Genomic DNA, 13,387 nt, shown 5'->3' on the forward strand with positions numbered 1-13,387 from the left:
TGAGAATACAAACACGCACATAGGTCGTGTTTGTATTATACATAATTTAAAATTTGAAAGTGGCGTTATTGTTAGTTAAATCAGACAACGCAACACCTTCACGGCGCGGATCGGCTGCGCCATACAGCTTATTATTTTTCACTTCTACACCATGTAAACCTGAATTTAGGTCTAACACACGCACTTTATGACCACGTGAAGTGAGTGCTGGTGCAAGTGATTCAATAACGGTGCCTTTTTCAAGGCTGGTGTAATCATTACGATTAGTAGTACGCGGCAGGTTAATAGCTTCTTGCACCGATAAATTCCAGTCTAAAACGCCAACAACTACTTGAGCGACGTAGTCAATAATGCGGCTACCACCAGGAGATCCTACAACTAAACGTAAGCTACCATCTTCATTAAAAACCATAACCGGTGACATAGAACTGCGCGGGCGTTTTCCTGGCTCTACACGATTAGCAACTAACTTACCGTTTTTACGAGGAGAAAGTGAGAAATCGGTTAACTGATTATTTAAAATATAACCATTAACCATAACAGTAGAACCAAATGCCATTTCTATTGAGCTGGTCATTGATACTGCATTACCAAAGCTATCAACAATAGAGACATGCGATGTTGAAGGGAGTTCATACGAATCATCTTGTGCATAACTTAAGTAGTTAACGGGGTCGCCGGCAACTGCATGCTGATCTTTTTCGGTTATGAGTGTTGCACGTGATTTAATGTAGCTTTTGTTTAATAGCGCTTGAGTTGGTACCTCAGTAAAATCTGGGTCTCCCATGTATACATTTCTATCGGCAAAGGCAATACGCGACGCTTGGCTGAAGTAGTGAATTGCTTGTTCGCTGTTAGGCTTTAAGGCAGAAATATTTGTATGCTCTAGTAACCCTAGTATTTGTAAAACAGCCACACCGCCACTACTTGGTGGTGCCATAGAACATACGTTATAAACACGGTATTTTATACAAACAGCATCGCGTTCTTTGCTTTTGTATTGTGCAAGGTCTTGCTGAGATAATTTACCGGGTGCAATTTTTGAATTTTGTACCGCACTTACCATTTTTTTTGCGTTTTCACCTTTATAAAACGCATCAATGCCTTCATTAGCTATGGCTTTGTATAAATCAGCAAGCGGCTGGTTTTTTTTAACGGTACCGGCCTCAATGAGTTTACCATTTGGGTAAAAGTATTCATTTATAACTGGCATACTCATAACACCTGGATTTAGCTGGCGAGCTAACAAACCATGTAATCGAGGCGATACAACAAACCCTTGTTCAGCAAGTTCAATAGCCGGTTTAAATACCTGTTCCCAAGGTAATAGACCATAGTGCTTATGCGCATTTGCAAAGGCATGTAGAACACCAGGTACACCTACAGAACGACCGCCTACAACGGCTTCAATCCATTTGACCGCTTTGCCATGCTTATTTAAAAATAAATTTTCATTCGCATTTTTAGGGGCCGTTTCTCTTCCATCAAAGCTGGTTAACTTATTATTTGCTTTGTTGTAGTACATCATAAATGTACCGCCACCAATACCCGATGACTGAGGCTCAACAAGTGTTAAAACAAGTTGAGTGGCTATTGCTGCATCAACTGCACTGCCGCCTTTTGCTAATATTTGCTGTCCCGCTTGAGATGCATACGAATTTGCCGCGGCAACCATGTATTTGTCACCTACAACAATCTGCTTAGAACTAATTGATGTGGTAGCTTCAGGTTCGCGAACTTCTAATTTTGTGGGTTCTTTTGACAGCACCGGCAAAGAGAGTACACCTAAGCCGATAGCAAATAATGAGTTAAGTTTAAAATGCATAAAAAATACTAAAAACACTTAATTACAATAGGTAATTGGCATCTTAAAGTTAAACGTGCACAATATGCAAAAATTAATACTAAAAAATACAATAAAATGCTTAATTTACCTATACAGCCTCGTTATATTTTACCACCTTTATTATTGATACTTTTTAGCACTATTTTTGCTGCATTTGATTTAAATAATTTACTAGAATTTAACCGAACATTAGTTAACAAAGGTGAGCTTTGGCGTATTTTTACTAGCCAATTTGTACACGCAAATTGGGCCCATTTGGGGTTAAATATAAGCGGGATCTTTTTAATTTGGTTATTGCATGGTGAGTATACTACCACTACCCGGTACTTTCTAAATACAATCACTTTAGCGCTTTGGTGCGGTTTAGGCGTGTATTTTTATTGCCCAGACATACATATCTATACAGGTTTAAGCGCGCTGTTACACGGTGTTATTATTTGGGGCGCAGTAAAAGATATTACACAAGGGCTTAAATCGGGGTATTTATTATTCATCGGTGTGTGGGTAAAAATAGCATATGAGCAATTGAGTGGTCCAAGTGCTGATATTGGCGAGCTTATTAATTCGACCGTTGCAATAGATGCTCATTTAATTGGTGCTATTGGTGGATCATTGTTAGGCATCGAGCTTGTTATTAAATATTATAAAAATAGAGCCAAAGGTTAAATAAAAACGCCACTTTAACCAAAGTGGCGTTTTACATAGTTTATTTAAAGGGTGTCTTTAAATAGTTTATAAATACGGCGGTATTCATCTAACCAACTTGACGGTTGCACAAAACCATGTGGTTCAACTGGGAAGATAGCCGTTTCAAAGTTTTCTTTTTCAAGCTCAATTAAACGCTGAACTAAGCGTACTGAGTCTTGAAAAAATACGTTATCGTCTACCATTGGTGCATTGATCAACAGTGGCTTATTTAAACCTTCTGCAAAGTAAATAGGTGAGCTACGCTCGTATGCAATCGGATCTACATCTGGATGGTTTAAAATATTGCCAGTATAAGCAGTATTGTAGTGTGCCCAATCAGTTACCGGGCGAAGTGCTGCACCTGATTGAAACAATTCTGGTGCAGTAAATAATGCCATAAAGGTCATAAAGCCACCATAAGAACCACCGTAGGTGCCTACTGCTTGCGTGTCGACGTTAGCATTTTCAGCCATCCATTTAACACCATCAGCTAAATCTTGCGTTTCTGGTGTGCCCATTTGACGATAAATAGCTGTACGCCAGTCGCGGCCATACCCTTTAGATGCACGGTAGTCCATATCCATTACCACGTAACCTTCATCAGCCAATAATGAATGAAACATAAACTCTCTAAAGTACACAGACCAACCCATATGTGAGTTTTGTAAATAACCTGCACCGTGATTAAAAATAACTGCTTTACGTGTTTTACCACCTTCGCCCTCTACGTAATCAGCTGGGTAGTATACCTTGGCATATATTGGCGCATCAGTATGGCTAGACGGCACTGCAACTATTTTTGGTGCAGTTAATTTTTTAGATAAAAAAGTGCTTGATACTGTATTAGTTAAACGTGTTGGCGTTGCATTTGCTTTAGCATCCGCAATATATAGCTCGCTAGGCATAGTAATTTTTGAATGAACAAGCAGTAATTTTTCTTCATCAGGACTTAACGTGTAGTCGGTCATGCCATTTAGATCAGTAATTTTTTCACTTTTAGCTGTTTGTGGATCTACACGGAAAATTTCGTATAGACCAGGGTGTTCAACATTAGCTTTGTAATAAATAGCAGAATCATCGCTTGTAACTGTTGGGTTTGATACCTCAAACTCACCCTGAGTTAACGCAACGGCGTTACCGTTTAATGGTTTTTTATAAAGCTGGCTGTACCCAGACTCTTCTGAAAGGTAATAAAGCGTGTTTGCGTTATTCAACCAGCCAAAATTATTAAATGCATAAGCGATCCATGCGTCGTCATGTAAACGATGCTGCGACACCAGTTTATTGTTTTCAAAATCTACGGTCGCAATCCAGCGATCTTTGTTGTCCCACGCTTCAAGCATAATAGCAACTTGCGAACCATCGTTATTCCAAACTATTGGGCTTTGTCCTAATCCCCAATTTGTGATCAAATTAATAGCGCGTGGTGAGTTCTTTGATTCGTAGGTTTTACCTAATCGTGCATAATTTTCTTGCTTTACACTTGCTAATACATCTTCATCAAAACCTGGCAGCGAATCAAACGCTAGTGTGTTTTGTGTCTTATCATTTAAATTAATATATATAACTTGCGATGTTTCTTCTTTTGCATCAGCTATGCGACGGCGAACTTTTTTAGGTGCTATGGTGGCGTCGTCAGTCACATAATGTGGCATTATATCGGTGTCACTTCGCCAACTTGATTGTTTTTTTACGACAACTAGTAACGCATCTCCATTGGGTGAAAGTTCTACGTTATCAACTTTATTATCTTTGCCTAAATAATAACTTGTATTTGCTACAGAGCTATTTAGTTCGTTTATTTGCGCGTTACGTGCGTGTTGGTCTTTTTTATTTTTGTGTTCAAGAGCAATGTATTCAATAAGCTTATGCTGCTCTTTTGCAATGTACGAACTTGGCTCGCTAATTCCTTTTGGTTTATCAGCAAGTTTTAAGTTAGCAATTTCTTGTGTTAACCCCGTTACTAAATCAACTTTAAAAAATATATTTCCTTGGCGATAAGCCAATGTACCATCGTTTAAAAACTGCGGATTAGATTCGTTAGCTGTGCTATGGGTTATTTGGCGCAGTGTGTTAGTTTTAATATTTTTTACAAACACATTGCCTTTAAAAACGTAGGCTTGCAGAGCTTTGTCGTTTGAATAAACCGCGTTTCTAGCACCCAGTGTATGTAGTTTATTTAATGCTATTTGTTCTGCGGTTTGTGACGTTACAGACTGGCTAAATAAGTCACGTAATGTGCTACCTTGTTGCTTTTGAGAATAAATAATTGTTGCTGAATCAGCAGCCCAAAAGGCATTTTGTGGTTGGTTGCCTATCCAATCAGGATCGGCCATTGCTTGTTTTAAAGTTATTTTTTTTGAACCAACATCGGCAGGTGTACTAACCACCGCTTCAACTTTGTTTTTTTCCAAAACATTATTTGTAGAGGCTGTGTTTGCAGTTGCACTACAACCCGCAAGCATTACGCTTGAGGCAACAGCTAATGCTACTAACGTTTTAGATGAAGAAAAATTAAAAATCATAGTGCTTCTATACCGTTATTATAATTAACGGGTATTTAAGCAGAAGCACTAAAGTTAATGCAATTTTTTAAGATAAATAGCCATTTAACAGGGTAAAGCTCAGTTTACTTAAGCCTTAATTATTTAATCACTAAATCTAACCATACTAGGCGATGATCGCTTGATGCACTTCTATCTTTAATTAAGCGATATTGTTCGTCTGATTTAACTGGCCAAAATACCCCACCTTCTTTAATATCTAAACCGTAAGTTGATGGCAATACATAGTCTACTCGTGCTTGCCAATTGGCAGTAAAGTGTTGTGCATAGGCAAGTTCATATTGCTGTTTAGCGCCTGCACTTTTAGGTACAAACTGTGCATTAATTAATGGATTTTTTAGCAATTGATCTGTTGTTTCTAAACGCGCTTTATCACCTTCTGGTGCTGCGTTTAAATCCCCTAAAATAACAAAACGTGACTGAGCATCTAGCCCACCTTTGTTGCCATTATCATCATATAGGTACTCTGCATTGGCTACGTAGTCAGCAATTAATCTAATTTCGTCATGATTACGTTTACCATTTCTATCTTCTTCGCCGTCAAACACAGGAGGCGTAGGGTGAGACGCCAATATATGCACTGCTTTATTATCAATAACAACGGGTACATCCCAAAACGATTTAGAACTTAACCTAAGAGCTTGCCACTCTTTAGCGTTATACCAATTCTCGCCTGTTTTTGGCATTAACGGCATTTTTGCATTAGGCATATCTTTGTATTTAAAAGTTTGAAGCGTTCTGATTTTGTCAAAATCAATTGGGTATTTCGATAATATGGCCATACTATAATGCCCTTCAAAAAAGCCAAAGCCTTGGGCATCACCCATTACTTTATTTTTTTTACCATCGTTATCTAGGTCAAACTCAGTCGCAAGTCCAGTATTGACGGGGGCTATATAAGAATAAGGATAATCTATGGCTTTTTGCTTGTTTTGGCTTACGGCTAAGTAATGCGTTTTAAAGTAATCAATACCTTGCTCTTTAGGAACAAAATCAAATTCGTTCAGTAAAATAATATCAGGGCGAACGCGCTGAATAATTTCTGCAATATTTTTAATCTGTTGTGTGTTTGAGGTAAGCGCGTTGACTAAGGCATCACTTTTAATAGGCTCGCCTTTGGCGGTGTAATTTGTGGCATCCATACTTACATTAAACGTTGCAACACGAATTGTATCGGTTGCGTACGCATTGAGACTCAATGAAGCAGCTGTTAGCAACGCACCAAACGTTAGATCAAATTTCATTTAATTATCCTACTTATAGAAAAGCAATTTTGATTATTTAATAATGTAACCTGTTTTTGTTTTTTCAAGCAAAAAAAGCCGTAGTTTACTCGGCTTTTATTATTTCATTTTTTATTCGTATAGTTTTGAACTAGTCGGACAGTAACTGCTTCTAAGATCTGCTCAATCCCTAAATAACATCCATGTGCAAAACAGTAAGAAGGCTTCCCTAATCATAACCTACTGGACCATAAAGCTTTAGCCATTCAAAAAACCAACCCTAACTTAGAATAAGCTTTTCTGCCGTTTTTAAAATTCCCGGGTAATCGTGTTCTGGTAAATAATCAGTTAATTGGCTTAACTTATCTGACAGGTCATTCATATTATGAGCCGATACATTTATATGACCCATTTTACGACCTGGCTTCGCCGTTTTACCGTACCAATGACTTGTCACGTCGGGTAATGTAAGTACCTCAGCAGGGATACTTGCTTGTCCGAGTACATTGATCATAGCCGTAATATGTTTAAGCTCAGTATTACCAAGTGGTAAACCTGCAACGGCACGCATATGATTTTCAAATTGCGAACAATGGCAACCTTGCTGAGTCCAATGACCTGAATTATGTACACGCGGTGCAATTTCATTAACTAATAGCGTGCCCATTACATCAAAAAACTCAATGGCCAATACACCTACATAGTTAAGTTCGTTTGCAATTTTTGTAAATGCATCGTTTGCTTGAGCTTCAACATTTTGGTTATTTTTACCCGCAACCGACAGTGTTAACACACCGTTGGTGTGCTCGTTTTCTGTTAATGGGTAAATTGCAACATTACCGTGATTATCTCGTGCGCCAATAATCGACACTTCTCGGTCAAACGGGATCATTTTTTCAGCAATAATAGTATGCGGTGCATCTTGTGTTCCCGATGCTATAAACTCAGCCATTTCAGACCAAATTTCATCAATTTGATCATCAGATTTTAAACGCCACTGCCCTTTACCATCGTACCCTGCTTGGCAGGTTTTTATAACAAGTGGCTTACCCAGGTTTTTAGCGGCCAACTCCAAATGTACTTTTTCTGTAATTAACTGATAAGGCGCGCATTCAACACCGGTTTTGTTAAGTAACGCTTTTTCTAGTGCTCTATCGCCACCCGTTTTAATCGCGGCTTTACCCGGATAAAACTTATTACTGTTGCAACATAGCGTTAATACATCATCAGGAATATGCTCAAATTCTGCCGTGATTGCATCAGCGTCGCTAATAGCTTGTTCAAGTGTAGTTGTGTAAATCTCACCCGTTAGCGGGTGCTTAATTTGTTTAGTTCCCACATCGTAGGCAACTACATTCAAATTAAGCGGTGCGCCTGCAAGGCTCATCATACGTGCAAGTTGTCCGGCACCTAAAATTAAAATATTCATTGTTACTCTGCAGGGTTTGGGTTGGCTAATATTGTGTCTGTTTGATTTTTACGAAACGCTTCGATTTTTTCAAAAATGTCGGGGTTATGGCACCCTAAAATTTGTGCGGCTAATAAGCCTGCGTTTGCAGCACCTGGTTCACCAATTGCTAAGGTACCTACTGCTACCCCTTTTGGCATTTGGCAAATTGACAATAGAGAATCAACACCATTTAATGCCTTTGATTTCACAGGAACGCCTAAAACAGGAACAGATGTAAAAGCCGCTGCCATACCCGGTAAATGGGCTGCGCCACCTGCGCCCGCAATAATAACTTTAATTCCACGTTCTGCAGCAGAGCTTGCATAATCAGCAAGTAATTGAGGAGTGCGGTGTGCAGATACAACTTTGGTTTCGTACTTAATACCAAACTGCTCTAGCATCAGTGCAGCGTGTTCCATGGTTGGCCAATCTGACTTAGAACCCATAATAATGCCAACAGTCATAAATACTCCTCAGTAATGTATTTTAAAATAGCGGACTTATGTCCGGTTTTAGGCGGGTATTATACCCAAACACGTTTAATTTGCGAGGTTCGAATGGTATTAAATGAAGATTAAAGGCTAATTTTTTATAAATAATTAACACGCAACAAAAACAAAAAAAGCCATGTTAAACATGGCTTTTTGTAAATCTGAAATTACAACGTAATTACGCTTCTTTACTTGCTAGGTACTCAGAGTAATTACCTCTAAAGTCGATTATTTTACCGTCTTTAATTTCCCATATACGGGTTGCAACAGAAGAAACAAACTGGCGGTCATGCGATACAAAAAGTAAAGTGCCTTCGTATGCTTCAAGCGCTAAGTTTAGTGCTTCAATCGATTCCATATCCATGTGGTTGGTTGGCTCATCCATTAAAAGTATGTTTGGTTTATGCATCATAATTTTGCCAAACAACATACGGCCTTGCTCACCACCTGATATTACTTTTACCGACTTTTTAATATCGTTCTGTGAAAACAACATACGTCCTAAGAAACTACGAACAACTTGTTCATCGTCGCCTTCTTGCTGCCATTGCTCCATCCACTCAAACAAGTTCATGTCTTTTTCGAATTCGTCAGCGTGGTCTTGCGCATAGTAGCCAATGTTAGCGTTTTCAGACCACTTAAATTCACCTGCCTTTGGTGCAAGTTTACCTGCTAACGTGTTAAGTAACGTTGTTTTACCTACGCCGTTTTCACCAATTATGGCAATACGTTCGCCAACTTCTACTAAACCTTCAAGGCCTGAGAATAAAGTATTGTCTTCAAAACCTTGGCTGATACTTGTCATTTCTAGCGCGTTACGGAACAGCTGTTTTTCTTGGTCAAAACGAATAAACGGTGTTTGACGAGATGATGCTTTTACTTCGTCTAACTGAATTTTATCGATACGCTTAGCACGCGATGTGGCTTGCTTAGCTTTTGAAGCATTCGCCGAGAAGCGTGATACAAACTGCTGGAGCTCGGCAATTTGACTTTTCTTCTTTGCATTTTCACTTAATAGGCGTTCACGTGCTTGCGTTGCTGCAAACATGTATTCGTCGTAGTTACCAGGATAAATGCGTAGCTCACCGTAATCTATGTCGGCCATGTGTGTACACACAGAGTTTAAGAAGTGACGGTCATGCGAGATGATGATCATAGTACAATCGCGCTGATTCAATACATCTTCTAACCACTTGATGGTGTAAATGTCCAAGTTATTGGTAGGCTCATCAAGTAGCATAATATCAGGGTCAGAAAACAGAACCTGTGCAAGTAACACTCGCAGTTTAAAACCCGGTGCAATTTCAGACATAGGACCATAGTGCTGCTCAGTAGCAATACCAACACCTAATAAAAGCTCACCCGCTTTAGACTCGGCTGAGTAACCATCCATTTCAGCAAATTCAGTTTCAAGATCGGCTACTTTCATACCGTCTTCTTCACTCATTTCAGGTAAAGAATAAATACGATCACGTTCTTGTTTAATAGCCCATAACTCTTTGTGACCCATGATCACAGTATCAATTACAGAGTATTCTTCGTAAGCAAACTGGTCTTGATTTAGTTTAGCAACACGCTCATTTGGATCAGTGCTTACGTTACCCGAAGATGGCTCCAGTTCACCACTGAGTATTTTCATAAATGTTGATTTACCACAACCATTTGCACCAATTAAACCGTAACGGTTTCCTTCGCCAAATTTTGCTGAGATATTTTCAAATAACGGTTTAGCACCAAATTGCATGGTGATGTTAGCTGTACTAATAATAGCGCTACCCTCCAAGGGAGACAGGATGTATTTAAATTGCGCGCAGTTTAAACCAAAATGGCCTATTTTTCTATCACAAATCAAACTTACCAAGCACCAAAACTTAATGATTAAGAGTATAGATTTCTTATTTTATTTTCGTATTTACCTTATGGTTAATATTAAATTTAAGGCTTAAAAGCCATGCTCATATAAATTTTTAAAAATTAAGTAAGGTTATGCTATTTAATTGAAAAACATAAGAATTAGAGTTTTTATACTAGAAACATAATTAATAGCTAACTTGAAAAATCATCACAATAATTAAATGTTTTTAAGGTTGTAAATTTTCAAACTACTTGTGTATTTACTATAAAAATACACATTCATAACAACTTAAAAACACAATTAACTCAGCGTGAATGTCTACCTATTATGTATAAAATTTCGATGATGTTTTTTCACTTTTGACAAACAAAAGTGTTTGCTAGTGTGCCCTGCACTTATGATTGACCACATCGCAAACAAGGAAACACACAATGAAATTGAAACTAACATCAATGCTAATAGCAATAATGGTTAGCCCTTCAGTATTCTCTGAAGTAAACATATACACGGACGAACGCAATTCAATGAGTGTAGGTGGTTTTATAGACGTAAGGTAATAAATACGCAAAACCAAACTGAAGTCGTGAACGGTACATCACGTATAAATTTTAAAATTGACCGAAAACTTAAGCAAGGCTGGAAAGCCCTAGGACTAGTTGAATGGGGTGTAAACCCTGTAGGTAGTAGCGATATTATTTACAACAATCGCTTTGAATCAATTCAGGATGAATTTTTATATAACCGTTTAGGTTATGCCGGCCTTTCGCATGATAAATACGGCCAAATTACAATTGGTAAGCAATGGGGTGCATGGTACGACGTTGTTTATGGCACAAATAACAGCTTTGTATGGGATGGTAATGCAGCGGGTGTTTATACCTATAATAAAGACGATGGCGCAGTAAACGGTACGGGCCGAGGCGATAAACTTATTCAATATCGTAGTAGCTACAATGACTTAAGTTTTACACTGCAAGCACAGCTCAAAAACAGCGAGTTTTATACCTGTGACGTTAGTGACATTACAGAACAAGAATGCGAAACGCTTTGGAATGCAGGCAATACAGCTGCCCAACAAGTAGAATTTAACTACACCTTTGGTGCTTCGGTTACTTATACCCCTACTGACATGTTAACGCTTACAGCCGGTGTAAACCGAGGCGAGTTTGATTTAACTTACGGTGATGGCACCACACAAAATGTTGAAGACCTAATATATGGTGCAGGCATTATGTGGGGTCGCGTCGATCAAAAAGGTCTTTATTTTGCAGCTAATATTAATAAAAACAAAAATCATGACACAGATAATCTGGGTCGCTTAATTAAAGACGGAATAGGTATAGAAACATTTGCATCGTACCGCTTTGATAACGATGTTCGCCCTTTTATTGCCTACAACGTATTTGATGCAGGCGATGATTACGTTATTCAGCCAAACTTTAATACCGATCCGAACGATGTATTTAAACGTCAATTTACTGTTATTGGTGTTCATTATTTAATTGACGAAGACACAATTGCGTATATAGAAGCACGTAAAGATTTTAGTGACTTTGAAAGCAATGATAAAGATCAGCAAGCTCAAATGGAACTATCGGAAGATGACGGCATTGCATTTGGATTTAGATATCAATTGTAGAAAGCAATTACCCTTTCGCGGTCTAGTGACTTAGGGCGCTCTGCCCTAACCTCACTCTTGCTTATTATCTTCATATACAATCACCTGCTAAGATTACCTTTTACCATATATTGTATGATGTGTTCTTTGCTGGATTTACATAAAGTTACTTAAAGCAAATCTGAATATATATTTTGTAGGCTGTTTACAACGTTTGGTTTAGCAACATATTAAGGCCCTTTATTTAAAAACTTTTGATATCCACCTAACGCATCTGCAACACTTAGTCTTGGATTATCGTTATGTTCCGCATTGGGATTAATAATAGATTCCCACTTTAAGTGCTCGTTAGGGCTGGCCTTTAATGCTTGTTCTAAATTACTATACGCCTCTAACATAAGTGGATGCTCTTCCTCACCTACCGATAAAAACAAATACGTTGGCTTTTTAAACATTTTATTCGACGCCTTTAAAAACGAGTCAACTTTGTTTACTACCGTCATATCGTCATACCAGGCGGCAGGACTAAATGCAAAATAGCCATTAAAGAGATCCGGTTTAGCATGAAGCGTATAAAGCACAAAACTGCCACCAGCAGAAAACCCACTTAAAATACGGTTATTGTTTAATTTAAATCGATTAGTCAAATAAGGTAATAATTCTAATTCTATAAACTGTAAAAACTTATCTGCTTCTCCGTTGGGTTCTATATTGTTTGTTGCAGGCGCTTGGGTATTAACGTCTTGGCGAGCATAAGGAGGTACCAAATCACGATTTCGAGTAGCCGTAAAAAACAAGTTAGGGATTGATACCAATATAGCTTGTTCGGCCTGTCCTTTGTTTGAGAAAGACGCTAATGTTTCATTCCACGTATCTAGGTTAAAGTTACCATCGGTTTTTATTATTAACGAATAAACTTTATTGGTATCGTAGTTAACGGGTAGCCTAATAAATACCTTACGCGATTCATTTAAAATTTTTGAATCAAGTGTAATGTCTGTATAAGCCGATACATAATGATTGTAGTAGCGGCCGCCTAAAATAAGTAAGCTTAACGTAATGACAGCTAATACGAGGTTAATTAGATAGTTTTTATTAATTTTTAACGACATGTATCTCTCTTTTTACTAATTATTTTTAAGACTACAAAACCAAATATTTTCGTTATTAGTAAACCCTAGTCCCTCAAGCAACTTGCACGAAGCTGTATTAGCTTTGTTAACCTCTGCGTAAAGCATTATTAACTCGTAATGCATAACAAGCTTTGGGATTAAAGTTTTCAGCGTTTCTTTCATGTAGCCTTGTTGCCAAAATTCAGGATCTAATTCAAAACCCAAAAATGCGGTTCTTGCTTCTTTATTAATTTTATACAGACCACAACTACCTATTACTTTATTGAGGGTATTCTGGGTAATCGTAAAGCGTATAACCTCTCCCTCATAATAGCCGCTAATATCATTTTGTATTAATTGTTTGATATCACTTTTGCTAATGGGTGTTGTGTAGTCATTAAACTGGCTAACAAGAGGATTATTTAAAATAGCATGTAAACTAGTTACATCTTTATGAGATATTAAACGCAGCGATATACGAGGCGTATTTATTTTTTCAAACATGATTTAAATACAGGGCAAATAGCACTTTATGAACCTG

General features: G+C 38.0%; 9 protein-coding genes and 1 pseudogene. 2 read left to right on the plus strand and 8 right to left on the minus strand.

Annotation, left to right across the window (positions count from 1 at the left end; genetic code table 11):
* Positions 1-46: 46 nt before the first annotated feature.
* Complete coding sequence (ggt, locus tag P20480_RS00695; RefSeq protein WP_008133031.1) at positions 47-1,825, minus strand: gamma-glutamyltransferase; 1,779 nt, start codon at positions 1,823-1,825, stop codon at positions 47-49.
* Positions 1,826-1,921: 96 nt separating this feature from the next.
* Between ggt and rrtA the strand changes: the two genes are divergently transcribed.
* Positions 1,922-2,512, plus strand: a complete 591-nt coding sequence (gene rrtA, locus P20480_RS00690) for a rhombosortase (RefSeq protein ID WP_008133032.1) — start codon at positions 1,922-1,924, stop codon at positions 2,510-2,512.
* 44 nt (positions 2,513-2,556) lie between these two features.
* Here rrtA and P20480_RS00685 read toward each other — a convergent pair whose 3' ends face one another.
* The 5 genes from P20480_RS00685 to P20480_RS00665 form a co-directional block, all read right to left on the minus strand.
* Positions 2,557-5,058, minus strand: a complete 2,502-nt coding sequence (locus P20480_RS00685) for a S9 family peptidase (protein WP_008133033.1) — start codon at positions 5,056-5,058, stop codon at positions 2,557-2,559.
* A gap of 119 nt (positions 5,059-5,177) precedes the next feature.
* A complete protein-coding gene (locus P20480_RS00680) occupies positions 5,178-6,341 on the minus strand; it encodes an endonuclease/exonuclease/phosphatase family protein (RefSeq protein ID WP_008133034.1) in 1,164 nt (387 codons plus the stop codon).
* Between the two features lie 259 nt (positions 6,342-6,600).
* A complete protein-coding gene (locus tag P20480_RS00675) occupies positions 6,601-7,749 on the minus strand; it encodes a 5-(carboxyamino)imidazole ribonucleotide synthase (RefSeq protein WP_008133035.1) in 1,149 nt (382 codons plus the stop codon).
* A 2-nt stretch (positions 7,750-7,751) separates the two neighbouring features.
* The gene (purE, locus tag P20480_RS00670) at positions 7,752-8,234 is read right to left on the minus strand and encodes a 5-(carboxyamino)imidazole ribonucleotide mutase (RefSeq protein WP_006792966.1); all 483 of its coding nucleotides are present in this window, start codon (positions 8,232-8,234) and stop codon (positions 7,752-7,754) included.
* A 205-nt stretch (positions 8,235-8,439) separates the two neighbouring features.
* A complete protein-coding gene (locus P20480_RS00665; protein ID WP_083830945.1) occupies positions 8,440-10,029 on the minus strand; it encodes an ABC-F family ATPase in 1,590 nt (529 codons plus the stop codon).
* Positions 10,030-10,547: 518 nt separating this feature from the next.
* Between P20480_RS00665 and P20480_RS00660 the strand changes: the two are divergent.
* A pseudogene (locus tag P20480_RS00660) lies at positions 10,548-11,755 on the plus strand (porin).
* 209 nt (positions 11,756-11,964) lie between these two features.
* Here the strand turns inward: P20480_RS00660 and P20480_RS00655 are convergent.
* Both P20480_RS00655 and P20480_RS00650 read right to left on the minus strand, forming a co-directional pair.
* Positions 11,965-12,846 carry an alpha/beta hydrolase gene (locus P20480_RS00655; protein WP_008133040.1) on the minus strand — a complete coding sequence of 294 codons (882 nt, stop codon included), beginning with the start codon at positions 12,844-12,846 and terminating at the stop codon, positions 11,965-11,967.
* Between the two features lie 15 nt (positions 12,847-12,861).
* A complete protein-coding gene (locus P20480_RS00650) occupies positions 12,862-13,350 on the minus strand; it encodes a GNAT family N-acetyltransferase (protein ID WP_008133042.1) in 489 nt (162 codons plus the stop codon).
* Between the last annotated feature and the right edge of the window lie 37 nt (positions 13,351-13,387).

It is taken from the genome of Pseudoalteromonas sp. BSi20480, from assembly GCF_000241365.1.
Classification (GTDB): domain Bacteria; phylum Pseudomonadota; class Gammaproteobacteria; order Enterobacterales; family Alteromonadaceae; genus Pseudoalteromonas; species Pseudoalteromonas marina.

What these genes read in the sequence shown, in the direction of transcription:
- ggt (WP_008133031.1), bottom strand. Translation starts at nt 1,825, where the DNA reads ATGCATTTTAAACTTAACTCATTATTTGCTATCGGCTTAGGTGTACTC.
- rrtA (WP_008133032.1), top strand. Translation starts at nt 1,922, where the DNA reads ATGCTTAATTTACCTATACAGCCTCGTTATATTTTACCACCTTTATTA.
- P20480_RS00685 (WP_008133033.1), bottom strand. Translation starts at nt 5,058, where the DNA reads ATGATTTTTAATTTTTCTTCATCTAAAACGTTAGTAGCATTAGCTGTT.
- P20480_RS00680 (WP_008133034.1), bottom strand. Translation starts at nt 6,341, where the DNA reads ATGAAATTTGATCTAACGTTTGGTGCGTTGCTAACAGCTGCTTCATTG.
- P20480_RS00675 (WP_008133035.1), bottom strand. Translation starts at nt 7,749, where the DNA reads ATGAATATTTTAATTTTAGGTGCCGGACAACTTGCACGTATGATGAGC.
- purE (WP_006792966.1), bottom strand. Translation starts at nt 8,234, where the DNA reads ATGACTGTTGGCATTATTATGGGTTCTAAGTCAGATTGGCCAACCATG.
- P20480_RS00655 (WP_008133040.1), bottom strand. Translation starts at nt 12,846, where the DNA reads ATGTCGTTAAAAATTAATAAAAACTATCTAATTAACCTCGTATTAGCT.
- P20480_RS00650 (WP_008133042.1), bottom strand. Translation starts at nt 13,350, where the DNA reads ATGTTTGAAAAAATAAATACGCCTCGTATATCGCTGCGTTTAATATCT.